Origin of the sequence: Pararhizobium gei, from assembly GCF_029223885.1 — a bacterium.
Lineage (GTDB): Bacteria > Pseudomonadota > Alphaproteobacteria > Rhizobiales > Rhizobiaceae > Pararhizobium > Pararhizobium gei.
Window position 1 is genome coordinate 2,798,319 of the sequence record NZ_CP119409.1, and the last position, 22,711, is coordinate 2,821,029.

At 60.1% G+C, this 22,711-nt stretch carries 21 protein-coding genes; 6 read left to right on the plus strand and 15 right to left on the minus strand.

The genetic code is table 11. The annotated features are described in order from the left end of the window. Nucleotides 1-6 precede the first annotated feature (6 nt). From PY308_RS13640 to PY308_RS13650, 3 genes are all read right to left on the minus strand, one after another. Nucleotides 7-426 carry a hypothetical protein gene (locus PY308_RS13640; RefSeq protein ID WP_275783443.1) on the minus strand — a complete coding sequence of 140 codons (420 nt, stop codon included), beginning with the start codon at nucleotides 424-426 and terminating at the stop codon, nucleotides 7-9. A gap of 353 nt (nucleotides 427-779) precedes the next feature. Further along, the gene (locus PY308_RS13645; protein ID WP_275783445.1) at nucleotides 780-1,064 is read right to left on the minus strand and encodes a GIY-YIG nuclease family protein; all 285 of its coding nucleotides are present in this window, start codon (nucleotides 1,062-1,064) and stop codon (nucleotides 780-782) included. Nucleotides 1,065-1,334: 270 nt separating this feature from the next. Further along, entirely contained in the window at nucleotides 1,335-2,474 is a 1,140-nt protein-coding gene (locus PY308_RS13650) for a DUF2778 domain-containing protein (RefSeq protein ID WP_275783448.1), read from the minus strand. A gap of 635 nt (nucleotides 2,475-3,109) precedes the next feature. Between PY308_RS13650 and PY308_RS13655 the strand changes: the two genes are divergently transcribed. Next, the gene (locus tag PY308_RS13655; protein WP_275783451.1) at nucleotides 3,110-4,366 is read left to right on the plus strand and encodes a GGDEF domain-containing protein; all 1,257 of its coding nucleotides are present in this window, start codon (nucleotides 3,110-3,112) and stop codon (nucleotides 4,364-4,366) included. A 74-nt stretch (nucleotides 4,367-4,440) separates the two neighbouring features. Then, nucleotides 4,441-4,938 (plus strand): CreA family protein, encoded by a 498-nt coding sequence (locus tag PY308_RS13660; protein WP_434064155.1) that lies wholly within the window; start codon nucleotides 4,441-4,443, stop codon nucleotides 4,936-4,938. Here the strand turns inward: PY308_RS13660 and pncA are convergent, their stop codons facing one another. Beyond that, nucleotides 4,939-5,577, minus strand: coding sequence for a bifunctional nicotinamidase/pyrazinamidase (pncA, locus tag PY308_RS13665; RefSeq protein ID WP_275783455.1), 639 nt, complete (start codon nucleotides 5,575-5,577; stop codon nucleotides 4,939-4,941). 172 nt (nucleotides 5,578-5,749) lie between these two features. Continuing rightward, entirely contained in the window at nucleotides 5,750-6,214 is a 465-nt protein-coding gene (locus tag PY308_RS13670) for a chemotaxis protein CheW (RefSeq protein ID WP_275783458.1), read from the minus strand. A 243-nt stretch (nucleotides 6,215-6,457) separates the two neighbouring features. Here PY308_RS13670 and PY308_RS13675 point away from each other — a divergent pair, with 243 nt between their 5' ends. From PY308_RS13675 to PY308_RS13690, 4 genes are all read left to right on the plus strand, one after another. Further along, nucleotides 6,458-6,595, plus strand: coding sequence for a hypothetical protein (locus PY308_RS13675; RefSeq protein ID WP_275783460.1), 138 nt, complete (start codon nucleotides 6,458-6,460; stop codon nucleotides 6,593-6,595). Between the two features lie 93 nt (nucleotides 6,596-6,688). After that, the gene (locus tag PY308_RS13680; protein WP_275783462.1) at nucleotides 6,689-7,288 is read left to right on the plus strand and encodes an SCO family protein; all 600 of its coding nucleotides are present in this window, start codon (nucleotides 6,689-6,691) and stop codon (nucleotides 7,286-7,288) included. A gap of 94 nt (nucleotides 7,289-7,382) precedes the next feature. Next, nucleotides 7,383-8,261, plus strand: a complete 879-nt coding sequence (locus PY308_RS13685; protein WP_275783466.1) for a 50S ribosomal protein L11 methyltransferase — start codon at nucleotides 7,383-7,385, stop codon at nucleotides 8,259-8,261. Between the two features lie 486 nt (nucleotides 8,262-8,747). Then, nucleotides 8,748-10,583: an aminopeptidase P family protein gene (locus PY308_RS13690; RefSeq protein ID WP_275783467.1), complete on the plus strand. Its 1,836-nt coding sequence runs from the start codon at nucleotides 8,748-8,750 to the stop codon at nucleotides 10,581-10,583. A gap of 6 nt (nucleotides 10,584-10,589) precedes the next feature. Here PY308_RS13690 and PY308_RS13695 read toward each other — a convergent pair whose 3' ends face one another. The 10 genes from PY308_RS13695 to ftsZ all read right to left on the minus strand — a co-directional run bounded on the left by PY308_RS13695 (nucleotide 10,590) and on the right by ftsZ (nucleotide 22,701). Beyond that, nucleotides 10,590-10,901, minus strand: coding sequence for an AzlD family protein (locus PY308_RS13695; protein WP_275783469.1), 312 nt, complete (start codon nucleotides 10,899-10,901; stop codon nucleotides 10,590-10,592). A 2-nt stretch (nucleotides 10,902-10,903) separates the two neighbouring features. Next, nucleotides 10,904-11,620 (minus strand): AzlC family ABC transporter permease, encoded by a 717-nt coding sequence (locus PY308_RS13700; protein ID WP_275783471.1) that lies wholly within the window; start codon nucleotides 11,618-11,620, stop codon nucleotides 10,904-10,906. A gap of 147 nt (nucleotides 11,621-11,767) precedes the next feature. After that, the gene (gene panB / locus PY308_RS13705) at nucleotides 11,768-12,589 is read right to left on the minus strand and encodes a 3-methyl-2-oxobutanoate hydroxymethyltransferase (RefSeq protein WP_275783473.1); all 822 of its coding nucleotides are present in this window, start codon (nucleotides 12,587-12,589) and stop codon (nucleotides 11,768-11,770) included. A gap of 2 nt (nucleotides 12,590-12,591) precedes the next feature. Further along, on the minus strand, nucleotides 12,592-13,467 hold the full coding sequence (gene panC, locus PY308_RS13710; RefSeq protein WP_275783474.1) for a pantoate--beta-alanine ligase: 876 nt from the start codon (nucleotides 13,465-13,467) through the stop codon (nucleotides 12,592-12,594). A 159-nt stretch (nucleotides 13,468-13,626) separates the two neighbouring features. Then, nucleotides 13,627-14,367, minus strand: a complete 741-nt coding sequence (locus tag PY308_RS13715; protein ID WP_275783476.1) for a fumarylacetoacetate hydrolase family protein — start codon at nucleotides 14,365-14,367, stop codon at nucleotides 13,627-13,629. A 163-nt stretch (nucleotides 14,368-14,530) separates the two neighbouring features. Next, nucleotides 14,531-16,690 (minus strand): NAD-dependent DNA ligase LigA, encoded by a 2,160-nt coding sequence (ligA, locus tag PY308_RS13720; protein ID WP_275783478.1) that lies wholly within the window; start codon nucleotides 16,688-16,690, stop codon nucleotides 14,531-14,533. Between the two features lie 200 nt (nucleotides 16,691-16,890). After that, on the minus strand, nucleotides 16,891-18,564 hold the full coding sequence (gene recN / locus PY308_RS13725; protein WP_275783480.1) for a DNA repair protein RecN: 1,674 nt from the start codon (nucleotides 18,562-18,564) through the stop codon (nucleotides 16,891-16,893). Nucleotides 18,565-18,609: 45 nt separating this feature from the next. Beyond that, nucleotides 18,610-19,476: an outer membrane protein assembly factor BamD gene (locus PY308_RS13730; RefSeq protein ID WP_275783483.1), complete on the minus strand. Its 867-nt coding sequence runs from the start codon at nucleotides 19,474-19,476 to the stop codon at nucleotides 18,610-18,612. Between the two features lie 199 nt (nucleotides 19,477-19,675). Next, nucleotides 19,676-20,611 (minus strand): UDP-3-O-acyl-N-acetylglucosamine deacetylase, encoded by a 936-nt coding sequence (gene lpxC, locus PY308_RS13735; protein ID WP_275783486.1) that lies wholly within the window; start codon nucleotides 20,609-20,611, stop codon nucleotides 19,676-19,678. 320 nt (nucleotides 20,612-20,931) lie between these two features. Continuing rightward, nucleotides 20,932-22,701, minus strand: a complete 1,770-nt coding sequence (ftsZ, locus tag PY308_RS13740; RefSeq protein ID WP_275783487.1) for a cell division protein FtsZ — start codon at nucleotides 22,699-22,701, stop codon at nucleotides 20,932-20,934. Nucleotides 22,702-22,711 lie beyond the last annotated feature (10 nt).

The following is a 22,711-nucleotide window of genomic DNA, read 5'->3' on the forward strand; positions in this document are numbered from 1 at the left end:
TTTGCATCACAGATTCAGATTCGTTGGCTGCTGGGAATCCCCTTCAGAGTCATGCTCACTGACGGTTGGTATAACATCACTAATCCCGAGCGCGGTGGGTATCTGCTTAAGAGCTACGGACTGCACGGCATCATTGAGCTTCGTGCCAAAAAATTTCTTAGCAAACCGAGGAACTGGGCCGTGCGGATGAGCGCCCAAAAGCACGGTGAGCAGCGTTTCGATGGCATGAAAACGTATAAACATGAGCGCTGATGCTCTCATTTCATCCATACCGTCGACCAATTCGGCGCCGAAGTCGGTATCCTTGCTCGGCTGCTCGTCCAAGCAATAATGCTGATCGATGTCCCTTGTATACCGAATGCAACTTGCCTGCTTCAGATGGTAGAGCGGATCAATTTGCGCCCAAAATGCGTCTTCGATATTCATGCCGGACTCCTCCCATAATTACCTTAAGTTTACGGCAACATATCGGAAAATGCACTCAGCCCTGTATAACGTACCTCGACGAGGTGCTTTGATATGCTGCGCGCACGTTGGGCTCCACCATCGCCGCGTCCAATCCCCATTCTACAATTCCCTCGCCGCGCCCATGGATACGCTGCCAGCTGTGAAAGCGTATCCATGGGCACGGGGCACGGGGCACGGGGCACGGGGAAAGGATGACAACCTTTTGGGATCAGCAAAGTCGAAAGACGCGCGGAAGCGAGCAGTATCTCATTCAGATCCTGCACCCTCTCTTCCGTCATCCTCGGGCTTGACCCGAGGATCCACGCCCAAGCCTACCAAAGTTCATGATATAAATCCCGCCAATCCGGATTCATGGCCTCAATCAATTCAATCTTCCATTGCCGGTACCAGCGCTTCAGCGATTTCTCACGCTGAATTGCCGTACCGATCTGCAGATGTTCCTCATACCAGACGAGTTGCGTGCATCCGTATTTGGCAGCAAAGCCTTCTGTCTTACCCTCACGGTGCTCGCAAATGCGCCGCTTTATATCGGCGGTTACGCCGATATAAAGCGTTCCTCGTTTGTGGTTGGTGACGATATAGACATAGCCCGCCATGATGTGATGATGCTTGGGCGTGGATCCTCGGGTCAAGCCCGAGGATGACACCTTTTGGGGTCAGCAGGTTTTAAGACACCCGGAAGCTAAGTCTCTCATACAAACCGCGCATCCCTCCCCTCCGTCATCATCAGGCTTGACCGGAACATGATGGCGAGAACAAATTCGCCGCGACAATTCGCAGGGCTAGGAGGCGTAACTCCAGCGTGAGGATGATGGCTTTGGCCTGCCAAAATTTCATCTCAAAGCTGAATGTTCCGTTGGCCCTACTCACCCCTTGCGCGAAAACAACGACGCCAGTGTCTTCTTCGCCGGTGAGAAGCCGCCCTTCATGCTTTCGACGATGACCATATGGGTGATTTCGCCGCGCTTGAAGGCTTTGAGGAATTTCGGGTAGTTGGCGAAGGCGACGCAGCCGTGGCTGTCGCCGGGTTTGCGCAACAGGTAGCTATGGGCAAGCAGGCCCGTGCGGCCAAGCGGTGCCACGCCGTTGGTTGGCGTCAGACGAACGGCCTCGACACCGTGGAACAGAGATTCGCGCATGGTCACCTTGTAGGTGCCCGGTGGCGTTGGACCCTTCATCTTCACATGGGTGAAATCCGGATTGTCGCGCATCTTGCCGATGCCGGAATGGGCTTCGAGCCGCTCGCCGTTCGGCATATGGACCACGCCGGCGGAAATATCGTAATAGGCGACGCCCTTGCGGCCGCGCACGACCGGGCGAACCGTATCCTCGTCATCCATGACCATGCCCGGCTTGGCATAGGCGAGCTGTTTCAGGGGCTTGCGCTCGGACGGCATGTCCGTGACGCCGGCCAGGCTGCGCGGCTTTGTCAGCGGCAGCGGTCCGAGATCGGGGAGCGTTCCATTCAACGCTGAAGCCTCGGTCATGACGAGGCCGAACGGCTTTGCGACGCCCTGCTCTGCCAGGGAAACCTCCTCCACCAGCGCATTGGCAACGACCGGCACCGAGCCGGTGATCACACCCTCACTCCGTGATGCCGCAGCCTGGGCAAGCGCGGCAACCTGCGTCTTCTCGATGAATTCCGCAGCCGGCCTTGCAGCTGCAACCGCGACTGCAGCCTTGTGCGGCAAACCACGCGCAGCCAGATTGATCCGCGGCATGACCGTGATCCGGGAGAATTTGGGGAGACGAACGAGGCGTTGCTCCTTTGGCGCCTCGCGCATGATGCCGTTCAGCCCAAGCGATGCGCTGAACCGGGCGTCCTTTGCCGGTGGCAATGACGACCCCATGCTGTGGATGACAGCAAAAGCCACCGTGACCCAGACGCCGGCTGCGGCGCCGATGCCGACAAGGGCGGGCGTTGAAAGAAAGCCCCGTCTGTCAAAAGGACGCCGCGCTTTTGCCTTCGAGGCGACGTGACTGATTTTTCCGACCGCAAACGCCATGATACCCGCTACCCGAAACGCATTACCCAATCGCAAGGCAACGATACGCATTGCCGAGGAAGCCGGTCCCATGCCTGATGGGCGGATGGTCTCTCGCCTCGCCGTGCATTCCGTCTGATCAGAAGAATGACAAAGTATGGTAACCAATTCCTTTACGTCGGCTCCGGCAATATCGCGGAGAAAAACTGCGAACAGTCGGCGCCATCAGTGGGACAATGCCAGGGAGCGAAGCCCTTTGCCTGAAACAGGCTCCAATGTCGGGTTCAATGCCGCTCGTTACTGGCTCAGACCCTTTATTTTTGGCGATATTAAGGAGAGCGATTCGCGGACACTGTAAAATCCGGCCGTTTCGCACAGATAGGGATCGCAAGCCAAAGCATGTCCGGCACAACTTTAGTATTATACTCAAATAAATTTCGCGTCGCGCCAACCCCCTCGCTATAGCTAAACCTATGATAGAAAATCATCTTTACGGATGGCCTTGAGAAATGGTGATGGACTGTCTCCTTCACAGGCGATTTCGTTAAAATCGGATGGAATTTTCACCGAGAAAATTAAACCGGCAGTTTTACCAATTTGCGCGATCCGTGAGGCGCGGACCGACAATCCAGCACCGTCCGATGGGAATTCCGTCCATGAGCTCTCCTGAAGCCATCGCATGCCTGTCCTTCGTCGTCCTGCTTCCAGTGCTGCTGTCCCTGCGCAAGACGGGTGTCGCAGGCATTTCCAGCTTCTGCCTCGCCAGTCTCTTATCGGCGCTTGCCGCCCTTGCCCGCATTGCCGACGGGTCTGCGCATGGTGCGTTCCTCGAAACGGGCAGCACGGCACTGACCATCGCAGCCGGGCTGATAATATTGAATGGCCTCCAGGAGTTCCTCGGGCAGAAGCCTCTCGGTCTCCGATTGCTTCTGGCAATTCTGTCCGGCCTCCTGTTGCTTCTCGCAAGCCTGTTGCCCTATGCCGGACGGACGGCAGCCCTGGAAATCATCGACGCCAGCGTTGGCGCATCGATCTATATGCTCGCCGGCTTCACCGTCCTGCACAGTTGCGCGAAGGAAAGGGCGATCGCACCTTATCTTCTGCTTTGCAGCTTCGCCGCCTTTGCCACGACGGCCCTGAATATCATGCGGATCTTTTGGATCGACGGGCATCTCGGCATCCTGGGAGCCGTGGAACCGCGTCTGTGGGAGACATCCCTTCTCACGCTGCGGCTGTTGGCGATGCCGTTATTTTTCCTCTGCGTCGTCCTGATGCTCCATGGCCGCATCATTACCGGCTTGCGGCACTTGGTGGCCCATGATGATCTTACAGGAGCGCTGTCCAGGCGCGCCTTCATGGCGGAATTCGAACGAATCATTGCGGCCAACGCCGCAGCCGGCCGGCAAACCGCCTTCATGCTTCTCGATCTCGACCGGTTCAAGCAGATCAACGACGCCTATGGACATGCCGGAGGAGACGTTGCACTTGCGCATTTTGCCCGCGTCGTGCGCTCGGGCCTGGCCGGACGGGGAACTTTGGGCCGCCTCGGCGGTGAGGAATTCGGGATCGTCATTGCGGGCATCAACCGGCTCGACGCAACGAAGGTCGCCGGTGAAATTTGCTCGATCGTCAGGACAATGCCCGCCCGGACAGACACGCATTTAGACATAGCGTTGACGGTCAGCATCGGTGTCGCCATGGCGGATCCGACGAACACGCCCGCGGAAATCATGTTGCAGGCGGATGCCGCACTGTACGAGGCAAAGGCGCTTGGGCGCGACCGGGTCAGCATTGCCAGCAGTTTCCAGGCGCCTGTGACTGGCAGTGCGCGTGCGCTTGCCGGGGCGGCGGCACAAATGCGGGCGGCAGCCGGCACCGTTCTTCCGAATCGCCCGATATCGCGTGCGGGCTGAGGATCGGGAAAGATCCGCATCTTGTATAAACCGAAGCCCCTCCTATGTGGTATGAAACACCCTCGGAGATGCCGATGCCCCGACTTACCTGCCTTCTCAGCGCCTGCGCGGTTTTCGCCGCGAGCTTTGCCGCCATGCCCGCAAAAGCGGAAACCGTTGGCGAGGTCGGCGTGGATTGGCTGGGCAACGATATTACGATCGACGCGGTGACCGATCCGAAGGTAACCGGCGTTACATGCCATGTCACCTATTTCGACCGTAGCGTCATCGATCGGCTGAAAAACGGCAACTGGTTCGAGGACCCATCGAACAACTCGATCGCCTGCCGCCAGACGGGGCCGGTGACCATCGGCGATATCGATCTTGGCCAGGAGGGCGAAGAGGTGTTTCGCGAGGGCCTCTCGTTGATCTGGAAGTCTCTGGTCGTCAACCGGATTTATGACAAGAAGAACAATACGCTGATCTACCTCGCCCACTCCCGCCAGGTAACGGAAGGTTCTGCCAAGATGTCGATCTCGACGATCCCGCTTTTCAACCAGCCCGTCACCTGGACCAACGGCCTACCGAAATAGTCATTCGGCTCGAGCTTCGGCCAGCACGGTGTCTGAATTGGTGATCGTCACCCCGGCGGCGGACATTTCCGCGATTGCCGCTGCCACGCCTGACGGATCGATGCCGCGGCTGGCGTCGGCGACGAAGCGCACAGCGACGGTGGGCATCATGTCCCGTGCATCGAGCGCCGTCGCCTTAACGCAATAATCCGTTGCCAGACCACAAATGTCGAGCCTGTCGACCCCTGCCCGCACGAGATAGTCCGACAGTCCGGTCAAGGCTGTCTGGTCATTGTCCCGGAAGGCGGAATAACTGTCGACCTCCGGGTTTTCCCCCTTGCGCTGCACATGGTCGATACCGGCAAGACTAAGCCCGGGATGAAACGCCGCATCATGCGTTCCCTGCACGCAGTGGTCTGGCCAGAGCATTTGCGGCTTGCCGCCGAGCATCCCCGTTTCGAACGGCTGCCGTCCCGGATGCTGGGAGGCGAAGCTCCCATGATCGGCCGGATGCCAGTCCTGCGAAGCGACGACCAGATCGTATTTGCCTTCGGCGATCAGCCTGTTGACGACCGGCACGATGTCTTCGCCCGCCGGGACCGCCAGATTGCCGCCGGAACAGAACCCGTTCTGAATATCGACAAGCAGAAGGCATTTCATCGGCATCTCCAATCATCAAACGGAGGGCGCGGTTTGCAACGCCCCTCGCGCGCCATCATAGCGCCCCGGACGTCAGCAGCAAGAACGGATGACAAAACGCACACCTGAAGCCGAAAACACGAACACCGCGCCGTTGCCGGCACGGTGTGGATCTCTCTGTCGCCTGCCGATATCAGGCGGCCTGCGCCAGTTCGTCGGCGATGACCGTATCGAGGTTGAGGAAGCAGACCATGGTCTTTTCGAGGGCGACGATGCCGCGGCAGAAGGCGCGTTGCGCTTCCGGGATGATTTCCGGGGCCGGCTGCAAAGCCTCGCTCTTGATCGTCATCATATCCGAGACCTGCTCGACCAGAAGACCGACAAGCTTTCCGGCGATATCCGTGACGATGATGGCCGAACGCTCGGAAGGCTCGGTCATCTTCATGCCGAGGCGGCAGGCCATGTCGATGACCGGGATGACGGCGCCGCGCAGGTTGATAAGACCCAGAACATAGGGCGGCGTATGCGGCATCGGCGTCACCGGCGCCCAGCCACGGATTTCGCGGATTGCCATGATGTCGATGCAGTATTCCTGGTCGCCGAGATGAAACGAAACGATTTCCAGATAGGCGCCGGATTGTTTGATTGCATTTGACATGATCAGAATTCCTTCCAGTTTGCTTTCGGACCCGATGCATTCGTCCGGTCCGGGATACCGGTGACGTCATGTCAGTCTGGGAAAAATTTCCCACGCCACCAAACCATCGCAAAGATAAATTAACCATTTGCTAAAACGCCTGATGAATTTAGTCGCAGGACTGGCGGCAACTGCCGACGGCGGGGGCTTTCCCTGAAGCGGCGGAGACGGTATTGTCGTTTCATGCAGGAAAATCCGAAAAAATTGGCAAAGATGCTGGCTGTCGCCGCCTTTTCCGGCCTGCTCCTTATCACGGCTGTGGCCGGAATTTTCGGCTGGATCCTGCAGGGGCCTGACATGTTTCTGACCCTTGCCGCAAACGGCCTTGCCTGGTGCCTTTGAGGGTGCCGCATTTTGACGCTGTATGCGTGAATGTTTTGCATCGTGATGCTTGAAAGGCTATCTGGTCCGCAACAGCAACCGGATTGACCCGTCATGAAAACATTTCGCATCATTCTCTGGGCAGCGGTGGCGGTCGTCGCTGCCGTATTGGGCTGGTTGACCTTTCAGATGACGATGTCCAAGGGCGAGATTGCAGCCGGTCCCTTCGGCGTTCCCTTCGAACTTGTCTCGCAGACCGGCCAGCCGATCACCGAAAAGGCCTTCACGGGCAAGCCGACGGCGCTGTTCTTCGGCTTCACCCATTGCCCCGAGGTCTGCCCAACGACGCTTTTCGAACTGAACGGCTGGCTCGAAAAGGTCGATCCGGACCAGACGAAATTGCAGGCCTATTTCATCAGCGTCGATCCCGAACGCGATACGCCCGAAATTCTCGGTCAATATGTTTCCAACGTTTCCAAGCGCATCACCGGCATTTCCGGCCCGCCGGATAAGGTCATGGACATGGTCAAGGGCTTCCGGGTCTATGCCAGGAAGGTGCCGCTGGACGAAAAGCAGCCGGACGGGGACTATACGATGGATCATACCGCGTCGGTCTTTCTTCTGGATTCCGAAGGGAAATTTACCGGAACGATCGCCTATGGCGAAAATCCTGATACTGCCGTCAAGAAGCTCGAGAACCTGATCAAATCATGACGGAACACGCGTCTTTACCGTGACTTGGCAGGCATGCTAGAGCGTCGTCCCGACAGCAAGCCGCCACTTTCGGGACTGGCACGAGGACAAAGACATGAGCGACCTGCGTCTTTTCGTTACCACGACCGAAAAGCAATCGGAATTCATCATGCAGTTGATGACTGCTGCTTTCGAGGATGACGGCTACGCCATCGCGACGATGGAAATGGACGAGAAGAACGATATCTGGGAGGCATCCCTCTATATCGACTTCGACGAAGAAGAGGCCATGCGGGAAAAGCTGGACGAGGCCCTTTCGCCGCATATCCCGGATCTATCGATCCATCGCGAAGTCATTCCGGATGTCGATTGGATCGCCAAATCGCTGGAGGGTTTATCGCCGGTGCGTGCGGGCCGCTTCCTGGTCCACGGCTCGCATGATCGGGACAGGGTTCGCCCCCATGACATCGCGATCGAGATCGATGCCGGTCAGGCCTTCGGCACGGGGCATCATGGAACGACGGCAGGCTGCCTGGAGGTCATCGAGACCGTCATGCGCGCCCGCAAGGTGCGCAATGCGCTGGATCTTGGCACAGGCAGCGGCGTTCTCGCCATCGCAGCCCGCAAGCTCAGGCCCGTGCCGGTGCTCGCCACCGACATCGATCCGATAGCAACGCGTGTCGCAGCCGGAAATATCCGTCGAAACGGCATTGCCAGTGGGATCACAACGGTCACCGCCCCCGGATTTCACTCGCCAGCCTTTGCCGAGCATGGCCCCTTCGACCTGATCATCGCTAATATTCTGGCGCGTCCGCTGATCCGGATGGCGCCGCAGCTTGCAAGCCATCTTGCGCCCGGCGGATCGGTGATCCTGTCGGGTATTCTCGCCACGCAGCGCTGGAAAGTTCTCTCAGCCTACAACGGCCAACACCTTCGCCATGTTCGCACGATCTGGCGCAATGGCTGGGTAACCATTCACCTCGACCGGCCTTGAGGCAAAATGATTAAAAACGAAAAGGCCGCCTGTCCGTCACGAACAAGCGGCCTTTCGAAACAAAGGCGATGCCGAAGCATCGCCCGCTGACCGGCAAGCCGGCCAATATCCGCGAGCTTGGGAGGAGGAGCGCTCAAGCGGACCTTCATGAACCGAAATCAGCCACCCGGAGGGAGGAGGAGAAGGTGACAGACCATTCTCGGATCATGCAGTTCTTGCCTTTCGGCATTCGTGCGAACAACAGATATTCCGCGTTCGTTGAGTGTCTTTATAGACGAAGCGGCAAAACGATCTAGGTGCGTTGCAGCATGGGTGCCATGCACCCCGCGCATAAGTATGATAATTCAGTTTTGGTCTTGTTCACGACACGCTGCTGAGTGACCACGACCGGCTTTCGCCGTCGTGCCGGTTTCAGCTAAGGTGGCTGGCATTTGCCGGGAATCATTCACGCCGCATCCCAATTTCAACCCTACTCCAGGACATCCGATGTTTCAGTCTTTCGACGTCACCTCTACTCCGCAATTCGGCAAGGCGCGCGTCGAAGCGTTGCGGGCAGCCTTTGACGCCCTGGGTATCGATGGTTTTCTCGTTCCCCGGGCCGACGAGTTCCAGGGCGAATATGTTCCGAAATCGGCCGAGCGCCTGGCCTGGCTGACGGGTTTTACAGGTTCGGCCGGCGTGGCGCTGATCCTGCGGCAACAGGCGGTTGTCTTTGTCGATGGCCGTTACGTCACCCAGCTCAAGGAACAGGTCGACGGCGACGTCTTTCAGGCCGGCGACCTGATCGGCGAGCCACCGCATCTCTGGCTGAAGCACAATGGCAAAAAGGGCTTTCGCCTCGGCATCGATCCCTGGCTGCACACCGGCGCAGAGGTCCGCAAACTGCAAAAGACGCTGGACGCCATCGATGGCAGTCTCGTCGTTCTCGATCACAACCCTCTGGACCGACAATGGACCGACAGGCCGGCGGAACCGCTTGGCCGGGTCAGGATCCAGCCTCTCGATCATGCCGGGACACGTGCCGCCGACAAACTCGCGGCCATGGCGGACGCCATCGGCAAGGCAGGTGCAAAGGCTGTTCTGCTGACCGACCCTTCGTCGATCGCCTGGACCTTCAACATCCGCGGAAGCGACGTACCGCACACCCCGCATCCCCTCGCCCGGGCAATCATCTTTGCCGACGGAAAAGCCGAACTGTTCCTCGACAAGCGCAAGACAGGCATCGAGGAGGAAGCCTATCTGACGCAAATCGCCAGTCTTGAAGCGCCTGGAAATTTCGATCAACGGGTGTCAGCGCTTGCCGCCGCCGACGCGACGATCATGATCGATCCGGACCAGGCACCCTTTGCGATTGTCGAGGGCATTCGCCACAGCGGTGGCACGGTGCTGGAGGCGATTGATCCGGCCCGCTTGCCGCGTGCGCGCAAGAACAAGGCGGAAATCGAGGGTTCCACCCGCGCTCACCTGCAGGACGGTGTTGCCATGGTGGAATTCCTCTCCTGGCTCGATGGCACGCAGCCGGGCACAGTCACGGAGATTGCCGCCGTCGAAAAGCTCGAAGCCTGCCGGACGGCTGTCGGCGAGCGGATGCAGAATCCGCTGAAGGATATTTCCTTCGACACGATCGCCGGCGCTGGCGACCATGCAGCCATCATGCATTACCGGGTGACGACGGACAGCGATGTCGCAATATCAGACGGTTCGATGTTCCTGATCGATTCCGGCGGCCAGTATGTCAACGGCACCACAGACATCACCCGCACGGTCGCAATCGGCGTCGTTCCGGACGAGCAGCGACGTTTCTTTACCCTCGTCCTGAAAGGCGTGATCGCCATCAGCGTGGCCCGCTTCCCAAGGGGCTCGCGCGGCGTCGATCTCGATCCGCTGGCGCGCATCGCGCTCTGGAAGGCAGGCGCGGACTTCGCCCATGGCACCGGCCACGGCGTTGGTTCCTATCTCTCGGTCCACGAGGGACCCCAGCGGATTTCCCGTGCGGCCATGCAGGAGATACTGCCGGGCATGATGCTGTCGAACGAACCGGGATACTACCGCCCTGGTGCCTTCGGCATCCGCATCGAGAATCTGGTCCACGTGCTGGACGCAGAGCCGATCGAGGGCGGTGATTTGCCGATGCTCGCCTTTGCAACCCTGACCTTCTGCCCCATCGACCGCCGTCTGGTCCTGGTCAACCTGCTGACGGACGAGGAACTGGATTGGTTGAACGCCTATCACGCAGAAACGCTTGAGAAGCTGACACCGCTGATTTCCGACGAAAAGGTTTTGGCTTGGCTTGCGGCAGCAACAGCTCCGCTCGAGCGGTAGGCCTCGTCAGATAACGAAATGCCGGATAGCCATGACGGCAAGCCATCCGGCAAGCAACATCCACAGCGACGAAAAGCGCAGGCCGACCGCGAGCGCGACAAGCATGGCGGCCGCCACGTCGAGATCTCCCGAGAAGAAAGCCGGAGCGACCAGCGTCGACAATACGGCGGCGGGAACCGCGTTCAGCGCCGCTTCCATGCGCGGCGGGATGCGCTTCATCTGCATGATCAGGACGTAGCCGCCGATCCGGGTGAGAAAGGTGGCGGCGGCGGCGGCCAGGATCACGTATATCAGTTGCAGATGCTCGGCACTGTCCACGATCAGACCTCCTCTTCCCGGGCACCGGATTGCGCATCCTGCGCTTCGAGCGGCATACAGGCCGCAACCACGATACCGGCAACGGCACCGATGCTCACATGCCAGGGTGATCCGACGAAATGGATCGCAGCGACCGAAGCCAGTGAGCTGACGGCGACGACGGAAAGCCAGTTGTTACGCTTGCGAAAACCGAGAACCAGACCCATGAAATAGATCGGCAACAGCACGTCGAGACCGATCGCATGGGGATCGCCGATCAGCTGGCCGAAAATCGCGCCCAGCAGGGTGGTCATCTGCCAGGGGATATAGATGATCATGGCGAAACCGAGATACCAGGCGAACGTCACCGGCTCGCCGCGCTCGGCCCGTTTTTCGGTTTCCGCATATTGCGGATCGACCAGCAGGAAAAAGGCGAAAAACTTCTGCAGTCCCGAAAAATGACGGATATGCTTGGCGATCGACGCCGAATACAGGATATGCCGGAAATTGACGGCAAAAACCGACAAAACGATCAGCCAGGGCTGAACCTTGTTGCCGAACAGCTCGATACCCACCATCTGGCTGGCGCCGGCGTAAAGCGTCATGCTCATGAACACGGCGTCGAAAACCGAAAAACCATTTTCAATGGCAAGGGCGCCGAACAGGGCACCGAAGGGAGAGGCGGAAAGCATGACGGGAAAACCGCCGCGAACGCCCTGCCAGAAATCGTCCTTTGTCATGCCACGCTTTTCCGGGATACCGCGCGGTCGCTTCGCCGCCATTGAAAACAGACCGCACAGATAGGCCGGGGTCATGCCCGGAACAATTCAATAAGATTGATGCAGCGATCCGATTTGCTGATCGGACATCAGACGCACCAACAGATTTCAGCGTTTGACCTGGAATGTATGCTCGATTCCGGGGAAAGTCCTCGCCTTCACCTCATTGGCATAAGCTTCGAAAGCAGCGGAAATCTGCGGTGCCAGTTCCGCGAAATGCTTGACGAAACGCGGCTTGAAATCGCTGAAAATGCCCAGCATATCGTCCGAGACGAGGATCTGGCCGTCGCAGGCCGGCGAGGCGCCGATGCCGATCGTGGGCGCGCGCAACGTCTCGGTAATCTCGCGCGCCAAGGGCTCGATCGTCCCCTCGACGACGATGGCGAAGGCGCCCGCATCGTCGATAGCCTTGGCATCGCGGCGAATCTTTGCGGCTTCCTTGTCGCTGCGGCCAAGCGACCGGTAGCCGCCCATGGTGTTGACGAGCTGCGGCATCAGGCCGACATGTCCAAGCACCGGAATGCCGCGCTGGGTGAGAAAATCGACGGTCTCGGCCATCTCGGCCCCGCCCTCGAGCTTGACCGCGCTGCAGCCGGTCTCCTTCAGGATGCGGGCAGCACTGGAAAAGGCCTGCTCCTTGGATTCCTGATAGGAGCCGAACGGCAAGTCGACGACGACGCAGGCCTTCTCCGAGCCGCGCATAACCGCCTGCCCATGGGCGATCATCATGTCGAGCGTCACGCCGACAGTCGAGTCCAGTCCGTAGAGAACCATGCCGAGGGAATCGCCGACCAGCATGAAATCGACATGCGGATCGAGCAGCCGGGCAATCGGCGTCGTGTAGGCCGTGAGGCTGACGATCGGCCGCTCACCCTTCAGCGCCTCGATATTGCCGGGGCTCAGGCGACGCTTCGATGCCTGTACACTCATGCTTACGCCACCTTTGCAAATTGAGCGGTTTTCGGCGCGAAAACCCTGTTATCGAGCAGCTTCGTGCTCCCGAAACGAACGAAAAGCAACAAAAGAACCGGTTTTTCGCCGATCTCCGTGAGGGCATGCAATGTCTCGGGGTCACGGATTGCGACCACCTCCGGCTTTGCCAACGGCTCCGAGGCGATGAAATCGGCGATTGCTTTTTCCAGGGTCGCCACGTCGCGCAGACCGTTTGCGACCAGTCTCTCAGCTTCATCCAGCGCTTTCGGAACGATCGCCGCTGCAGCACGCTCATCGACCGACAGGTAGACATTGCGCGATGAACAGGCAAGACCATCGGCCTCGCGCACCGTCGCCACGCCTACCACCTCGACAGGCTGTGCCAAATCCTCCACCATGCGCCGAATGATCTGCAGCTGCTGGAAATCCTTCTCCCCGAAATAGGCCCGGTCCGGCTGGACGATATTGAAGAGCTTGGTGACAACCGTGGCGACACCAGCGAAATGGCCGGGCCGAATCGATCCTTCGAGCTCACCGCCCAGCGACGGCACGTCGACCACGGTCTCCATCGGGCGCGGATACATGTCGACAACACCCGGCGCAAAGAGAAAATCCGCGCCGCCTTCCGTCAGCATGGCCTGATCCCTGGCGAGATCTCGCGGATATCTGGCAAGATCCTCGCTCGGGCTGAACTGCAGCGGATTGACGAAGAGGCTGACGACGACAATGTCGTTTGCGGCGCGGGCGCGCGCCACAAGCTCCATGTGACCGACATGCAGAAAGCCCATTGTCGGCACCAGGCCGATGGTTTTTCCAGCGCGCCGGTATACGCTCAGACGCGCCCGCAGATCGTCAATGGCGGTGACCGTTTCCATCCCGGGATCCTCCAATCCGTCAAGGCCGCCGCCTTGAGACCGGCGGCTGGCTTTCGCCGGCTCATGAGCTTGTCCCAAAAACCGGCGCGCTTTCCCTAACGTGTGCAGTGCAAAAAGACAATTCAAGAATTGCCCGGCAATATCTGCGACGAAAGCTGCCTATGAACGAGTCTCGAGGGTCTGTTCGATCGCGCCGAAAACGGAATGGCCGGTTCTGTCGTTCATCTCGACGCGTACTGTGTCGCCGCTCGAAATCGCCGAGGATATCTTGCACAGACCCGTGGCGACGAGGCTGCCGGCCAGAAGCGCGCGCTTCGCTGCAACCTTCATGACGATGTCCGCCGCATCCTTCCGGCCGACCTCGGCACCATCGAGAGCCTGTCCGTTGCGGCGCATCGTGAGGGCAATGTCGCCGTTAGACCAGCCTTCCCCGAGTTCGTCGGGCGTGACGGCAACGGGTGAAAACGTGGTCGCGACCGTTTCGCCGGCAGCCGTGAAATCGCTTGCGAGCAGAACCAGAAGAACGGCATCTTCGCCGGTTGGTTCAACGCCGACATCACCGGAAATAACTGCCACCTGGGCCGTGACGTTCAGTCCATCGCCAGAAGCGACGAAGACGGTATCGCGTGGACCGAGGAACCGGCCGGAGCCGTTGGTCCAGAAAAACGCCCGCGGCAGGGGCGAAGCCGCATCATGTTCGTGAAACCGCATGGTTGGCTGCGATCCAGTCTCTATGCCGATAGCGACCCTTGCCAGCCGGGGCGCGGCATGCGCCCAATCGTCGAGTGCCGCCTGCAGGGTACGGGCGATATGGCCGACCTCGGAGCAGCGTGTCAGATCTTTCGAGACGACGACGAGCTTTCCGTCGCGGGTCGAGTCCTTCAGGGTAGCGAGCTTCATGAATGGATGTTCCTCGGGTTCCGGTTTCACCGGCAGTTCTGCGACCGCCTTCCCCCATAGGACACTATTTGACGCCAGGTGTCGCGCTAGAATTTCGGGCAATCTGCTTCGATGAGCAGACCGCAAAACCGGGGCACCGGCGGCAATGAAAGGCAGGCGCGGTTTACCCGCCGATCAGCGTAAACCAGCCATCCTCGTCGGTCGTCTCGACGCCCAGTTCACGGGCCTTGTCCAGCTTGGACCCTGCACCCGGACCGGCAACCAACAGGTCGGTCTTCTTCGAAACGGACCCGGCGACCTTGGCGCCCAGCCGCTCCGCCATGGCCTTTGCCTCGTCACGGGTCATTTTTTCGAGAGAGCCTGTGAAGACGACGGTCTTGCCGGCAACCGGGCTGGAACTCGACACCGGTGCTTCGGCGTCAAGCGGCGTCACCTTTTCCAGAAGGCGCGACACGACGTCGATGTTGCGCGGTTCCTTGTAGAATTCGACAATGGCGCGCGCCACAACCTCCCCGATGCCATCGATGGTATTGAGATCGCTCCAAGCCTCGGAGGTCACATCCGCGGCCTCCTTCATCGCTCCGGCAAAGGCGGCATAACTGCCATAGGAGCGGGCCAGGAGCTTCGCCGTCGTCTCGCCCACATGGCGGATGCCAAGCGCATAGATCAGCCGGTGCAGCGCAATCCGCCGCCGCTCGTTGATCGCGTCATAAAGCTTGCGGACGCTGACCTTGCCGAAGCCATCGATATTTTCGAGCTTCGCCAGCGGCGATTGGCTCTGTCGGTCTTCAAGTGTAAAAATATCCGGTGCGGTTCTGATCGACAGTGCGGGATCCTCTGCCTCGAAGAAGAAGTCGATCTGCTTTGCGCCCAACCCCTCGATGTCGAAGGCATTGCGCGAAACGAAGTGCTTCAGATGCTCGACCGCCTGCGCCCGGCAGACGAACCCGCCGGTACAGCGCGTCACCGAATCGAGCTTGCCGGTCTTTTCGTTGCGTTCCCGCACCGCATGACTGCCGCAAACCGGGCAGGTTTTCGGAAAGACATAGGGCGCGGCCTCGGCCGGGCGCTTCTCCATCACCACGTCAAGGACCTGCGGGATGACGTCCCCTGCCCGCTGGACGATCACCGTATCCCCGATCCGGATATCGTGCTCGGTCTCGCGGATGCGCTCGCCGCTGTTGCCGATGCCCTCGATGTAATCGGCATTGTGCAGCGTCGCATTGGTGACGACGACGCCGCCGACCGTGACCGGCGTCAACCGCGCCACCGGCGTCAGCGCGCCGGTGCGGCCGACCTGGATGTCGATGCGCTCGACCTTGGTAAAGGCCTGCTCGGCCGGGAATTTATGCGCCGTCGCCCAGCGCGGGCTGCGCGAGCGAAACCCCAGCCGTTCCTGCAGCTTCAGGTCGTCAACCTTGTAGACGACGCCATCGATATCGTAATCGAGATCGGGCCGTTGCAATCCGATGCCGTTGTAATGGTCGAGGATCGCCGCGACCGATGTCAGCCGCTCCGTCAGCGGGTTGACGGAAAAGTTCCAACGCTTGAACACCTCGACCATGCCGAACTGGGTATCGGCGGGCATGTCCGACATCTCGCCCCAGGCATAGGCGAAAAATTTCAGCTTTCGGGTCGCGGTAATCGTCGGATCGAGCTGGCGCAGGGATCCGGCCGCCGTGTTGCGCGGATTGACATAGGTCTGTTTGCCATCTGCGGCCATCTGCGCGTTCAGCGCCAGAAAGTCGCTCTTGCCCATATAGACCTCGCCCCGCACCTCCACGATATCGGGCGCACCGGCGGGCAGCGCGTCTGGAATTTCCCGGATGGTCCGGATATTGGCGGTGACGTTCTCGCCAGTCGTGCCGTCGCCGCGCGTGGCTGCACTGACCAGTCTGCCCTTTTCATAGCGCAGCGACATGGACAGCCCGTCAATCTTTGGTTCGGCGGTGAAGGCGATCGAATCATCCGGCAGGCGTCCGAGGAAGCGGTAGACGCTGGAAATGAAGTCGGCCACATCCTCGTCAGAAAAGACGTTGCCGAGCGACAGCATCGGCCGGGCATGGGTGACCTGCTGGAAGATACCGGATGGCGCGGCGCCAACCTTGTGCGACGGGCTGTCGTCGCGCATGAGTTCGGGAAAGCGCGCCTCGATCTCGCCGTTGCGCAACTTCAAGGCATCGTAGTCCGCGTCCGAAATCTCGGGCGCATCCTTGCCGTGGTAGAGGGCATCGTGATGGGCAAGCGCCTTAGCCAGCCGTTCCAGCTCGATCCCGACATCCTCAAGCGTCAGATCTTCAACGGCAACGGCTTCGGTCGACATGCTGATAGACTCCAGATTTTTGGGAGTCGTTTTAGAGAAATTTCGGGGAATGGGAAGACCTCGCTCACGGCTCTCTCTTGGTAGAAAGGCCCAAGAGAAAGCGCAGCAGGCTTGATCCCTGGGTTTCACGAAAAGTCAATGCGTTCGGCACTTCGTGCGGACGCGCCCGTGAAGGAGCCCCCCTTAAGGCTAGGGTAAAACTACCCGTTCCCCGCCAGCAACCGCGCCGCCGCCGCCCTCGCCTCGTCCGTCACCGATGCACCGGCGAGCATGCGGGCGATCTCCTCGGTGCGGGCCTTGTCGTCCATGCGGGCGACGCGGGTGGTGATGGTTTCGGATTTTTCCGCAGACGGTCCCTTCGAGATCAGGAGATGCGTTGCCGCCCGTGCCGCCACTTGCGGCGCGTGGGTCACGGACAGGACCTGAACCGTTTCCGACAACCGTTTCAGCCGCTGGCCGATTGCATCCGCCACCGCACCGCCGACGCCGGTGTCGATCTCATCGAAGACGAGTGTCGGCGCGGAACCGCGATCGGCAAGCGCCACTTTCAGCGCCAGGAGAAAGCGGGAGAGTTCACCGCCCGAGGCGACTTTCATGATCGGGCCGGGCCGCGTGCCGGGATTGGTCTGAACGTGAAATTCCACCACGTCGATCCCCTCGGCTGTCGCCGCCTGCGGGTCCGAGGTGACCTCGACCATGAACCGCGCCCGCTCCAGCTTCAGTGCCGGAAGCTCGGCCATCACGGCATCAGACAAGGCCGTTGCCGTGTTGTGGCGCTTTGCGGAAAGCGAGGCCGCGGCGGCGTCGAAGGCGGCTTTGGTCAGGCCGAGCTGTGCATCCAGCTGCTTTAGCTTCTCCTCACCGGCGTCCAGATCGGCAAGATCGGAAATCATCCTGACGGCGAGCGCCGGCAGCGCCGTGACAGGCACGGAATACTTGCGCGCGGCCGCCCTCAAGGCAAACAGCCGCTCTTCGGAGCGCTCCAGTTCCCTCGGATCATATTCGGTTCTGCGCAGCGCGGCTTCCACGGCCATCTGCGCGTCTGACAGCTGGTTCAAAGCGGCATCGAGAAGTTCGACAGTCTCCTCCAGCAAGCCGGGCGCCTCATGGCTCTTGCGCTCCAGCCGGCGCACCATCGACGCGATCAGCGGCACCGGCGACGCATTGCCGTTGAGGAATTCGCTGGCCTCGTTGATATCGACGGCGATCCGCTCGGCCTTCATCATCCGCGACCGGCGTTCGGCAAGATCCTCCTCCTCCCCGTCCTCCGGCGAAAGGGTCTCCAGTTCGTCGACGGAGGCGCGCAGATAATCGGCCTCGCGCGCCGCGGCCTCCACCTTGTCGCGGTGCTTTCGAAGCGTCCGCTCGGCATCCTTCCAAGTGCGATAAAGACCGGCCACACGCTCGGCTTCTTCGGCAAGGCCGCCAAAGGCATCGAGCAGCGTGCGGTGTGCGTGGGTATCGACAAGCGCCCGGTCGTCATGCTGGCCGTGAATTTCGACAAGCAATTGTCCGGCCTGGCGCATCAGTTGAACGGAAACAGGCTGGTCATTGACATAGGCTCTGGTTCGGCCATCAGCCGACTGCACCCGCCGGAAGATCAGGTCGCCATCGTCATCGATGCCGTTTTCCCGTGCAAGGACGCGGGCGGGGTGATCCATGCCGACGTCGAACACCGCGGTGACCTGTCCCTTGTCGCCGCCATGGCGAACAAGCGAGCCATCGCCCCGCCCCCCGAGGGCGAGCGAAAGACTGTCGAGAAGAATGGATTTTCCCGCGCCCGTCTCGCCCGTAAGCACGGAAAGCCCGGCGTCGAAGGACAAATCAAGCCGTTCGATCAGGACGATATCGCGGATCGAAATCTGTGAAAGCATCCCGTCTCAAATCTCTTCGCACTCTGCCCTGCGACAAGCCGCAGCTCAGGCGCCGATCAGCTTCTTGCCAGCACGCGAAATCCAGGAATTGCCGGTCTCGCGCGGTTCCAGACCACCTGTCTGCAACAGCTTGTAACTGTCGGCATACCATTGGCTGTCGGGATAATTATGTCCAAGCACGGCGGCCGCCGTCTGGGCCTCGCCGGTGATGCCCATGGCGAAATAGGTCTCGACGAGACGCGCCAAGGCTTCCTCAACCTGATTTGTCGTCGGATATTGTTCGACCACGGTGCGGAAACGGGTGATCGCCGCGAGATATTCCCGACGCTCGAGATAATAGCGGCCGACCTGCATTTCCTTGCCTGCCAACTGATCCTTCGCGAAACGGATCTTGGCTTGCGCGTCCTCGACATATTCCGAATCGGGATATTTCGTCACGACGGTCTGCATCGCTTCGATCGTCCGTGCCGCAGGCTTCTGGTCCTGCGTCACACCCGGAATTTGCTTCGAATAGGAAAGGCCGACAATATATTGGGCATAGGCGGCGTCCGGGGATTCCGGATAAAGATTGAGGTACCGGTTCGCACCGTTGATCGCGTCCTGGTACTGGCCGTTGCGGTAATTGACGAAGGCCTTCATGACCAGGGCCTTGCGGGCATATTCGGAGAAGGGATGCTGTTGGTCGAGAGCCTCGAACTTGCGCGCCGCTTCTGTCGTCTTGCCGGCATTGAGGTTGGCAAGGCCCTGATTGTAGAGCACTTCCGGCGGATCTGTCTCGGCCGTCAACTTGGTGATATCGATATCGGGATCGTTCTGGCAGGCACTGACCAGAACACCGGCTGCGGACGCAGCAAGCGAAATGACAGCAATCCGCGCCATCTTCTTCAATTCAACCTGGCCTGCAAATACCATTCGTAAATCCCAACTCGCACAGCGGTAAGAATACCGCCGCCTATGAACCGCGTTTTAGATCAAGATGCAACAAGACCGCAACGTCATGATGATGGATTAACGCAATTTTATGGCGGCTTGACCATGAAAAAGCCGGTACAAAGACCGGCTTTTAAAGAAGTGCAACGGCTTTTCCCACCTGGCGCGAAGCCAGGAAACGTCAGAGCGCGTTGGCAGCCATCGCCTCACGCATCACAACGCGCTGGCGCGGTGCGGTGCTTTCGACAATCTCGTAAGCCGTCGGATCGCTCATCAAGGCCTTCAAGGCGTAAGCGTTCATCTTGTGGCCACCGCGATAGGAACGGTAGCAGCCAATAAACGGCGCGCCGGCCAGAGCAAGATCGCCCACGGCATCCAGTGTCTTGTGGCGCACGAACTCATCCTTGGCGTAGCGCAGGCCCTCGACATTGATAACAGTGTGATCGTCGGCGATGACGACGGAGTTCTCGAGCGAAGAGCCGAGACCGCGACCGGCGGCCCACATGCGCTCCACATCGCGCATGAAGCCGAAGGTCCGGGCCCGGCAAAGCTCGTTCTTGAACGCGGACGGCGTCATGTCGCCCTTCCAGGATTGGCGTCCGATCAGCGGCGTATCGAAATCGATCTCCACCTCGAAGCGCATCCCGTTGTAGGGCACAAACTCCGACCAGGAGGCACCGGACTCAATGCGAACCGGCTTGAGCACGCGGATATAACGGCGCTTGACGGCAAGCGCCCGAATACCCGTCTGTTCGATCGCATCGATGAAAGGAGCGGAACTGCCGTCCATGATCGGCATTTCGGCACCGTGCACCTCGACCAGAAGATTGTCGATCCCGAGCGCATAAAGCGCGGCCATGACATGCTCGATCGTGGCGATGGAGGTTGACGCCGAAAAGCCAAGGACAGTGCAAAGATCGGTATTGCCGACCTGCGACGAAACCGCCTTGAATTCGCTGATGACCTGTCCATCGGACATACGCTGAAAGACAATGCCGCTATCGGCTTCCGCCGGATGAAAGGTTATCGACACTTCTGCGCCGGAATGAACGCCGGTACCGCTCAGAGTTACAGAGTTTGCGACCGTCGTCTGAAACCCCAGCAAGCCAATTCCCATGCTCTTCGCCTTCACATATGCCATGGTGTCACCACCAATTCCTAGATGACGAAAGGTAACCCCACGCCGCAGAAAACAGTGTCGGAGAGCGAATATTCGCTGACCGGTCCGATCTGCAGCCAGCGATGTCTCGAATCGCGAAGTCGCCCTTCAGTCCTGATCCTGAAGATAAAGGCACGCGACCGTCATTCCAAATCACTGTTCGTTTCGTTTTGTTACGCTTTGCTGACAGTCCATTAAATACTGAAAGAATTGAAAAATTCATAAAAAATGCCCGGGCGTTAACCCGGGCATTCGGCAAGGTGGAAGGTGGCGGGAAATCAGTTCGACTGACGGCGCAGGAAGGCCGGAATTTCGAGCTGATCGTCTTCATGAACACGCGGCTGCGAGGCGGCGCGGGCCTGGTTGTCGAGGGGAGCCGCACGGCGCGGCGCGTAGACGCTGGCTTCGGCAGACAGCGGGCGGCGCTGCTGCGAGGCGGCGTTCGGAGCAGCGGCCGTCATGTCGGCCGTCACACTGTGGTCTTCCTCGTCGCGGCGGCCAAGCGAATTGGTGATCCGCTTCAAAAGACCCATCGGGCCGCGTTCTTCCTGCGGCACCGGCTGGACACGATGCTCGGCTTCGGCCTTCACCATCGGCGGGAAGTCCTCGACCTTCGGCATGCGCACGGGCTCTGCCTGCTGGCGGATGACCGGGGCAACCTGTTCCTGGCGAACCGGTGCGGCCGGCTGCTGGTAGACCGGCGTTTCCACCGCACGCTGAACAGGTGCTGCGGCTTGCGCAATGGGCTGTTCAACCGGAGCCGTGGCTGCAAACAGCTTGCTCTGGGGGCGGAAGTCTTCCTGGGCCGGCTGGGCGGCGGGCGTCAAACCGCCGCGCGGCATGGACAGGAACAGTTCACGCTCCAGTTCGGCTTCGCGAATAGCATGGGCAATCTCGTCGCTCTGCTGGGTCGGCTGCGCCGCTGCCTGCTGAATGACCGGGGCCGGCTGTACGGCAACAGGAGCCGGTTGAATGGCGGCCTGAGCCTGTTGAACCGGAGCCGCCGGAATGGCAGCGGACGGGCGAATGATCGGCCGGGCTACCGGGCGAAAGCTGGAGTTGCGGTCGGCGAGCTCCGCAGCCGTGCGGTCGATCCCCGTGGCGACAACGGAAACCCGGATAAGGCCTTCGAGTTCCTCGTCGAAGGTTGCGCCGAGGATGATGTTGGCGTCCGGATCGACTTCCTCGCGGATGCGGGTCGCGGCTTCGTCAACTTCGAACAGGGTCAGGTCGCGGCCGCCGGTGATGGAGATCAGGAGCCCCTGCGCGCCCTTCATCGAGGTTTCGTCGAGCAGCGGGTTGGCAATCGCGGCTTCGGCGGCGGCCATGGCGCGGCCTTCGCCCGAAGCTTCGCCGGTGCCCATCATGGCACGGCCCATTTCGCGCATCACCGAGCGAACGTCGGCGAAGTCGAGGTTGATCAGGCCTTCCTTGACCATCAGGTCGGTGATGCAGGCAACACCGGAATAGAGAACCTGGTCGGCCATTGCGAAAGCGTCGGCAAACGTGGTCTTGTCGTTGGCGATCCGGAACAGGTTCTGGTTCGGAATGACGATCAGCGTATCCACAGACTTCTGCAGTTCCTGAATGCCCATGTCGGCGAGACGCATGCGGCGCTGGCCTTCAAAGTGGAACGGCTTGGTGACGACGCCGACCGTCAGGATGCCTTTGTTGCGGGCAGCCTGGGCAACGACCGGAGCAGCACCGGTGCCCGTGCCGCCGCCCATGCCGGCGGTGACGAAGCACATATGCGTGCCGTTGAGGTGATCGATGATTTCATCGATGCATTCTTCCGCGGCAGCACGGCCGACTTCCGGCTGCGATCCCGCGCCGAGGCCTTCGGTAACGGCGACACCCATCTGGATGATGCGGTCGGCCTTGGTCATGGTCAGCGCCTGCGCATCGGTGTTGGCAACGACGAAATCGACGCCTTCGAGGCCTGCGGTGATCATGTTGTTGACAGCGTTGCCGCCGCCGCCGCCGACGCCGAATACGGTGATGCGCGGCTTAAGCTCGGTGATATCCGGCTTCTGCAAGTTGATCGTCATTGTACCCGTT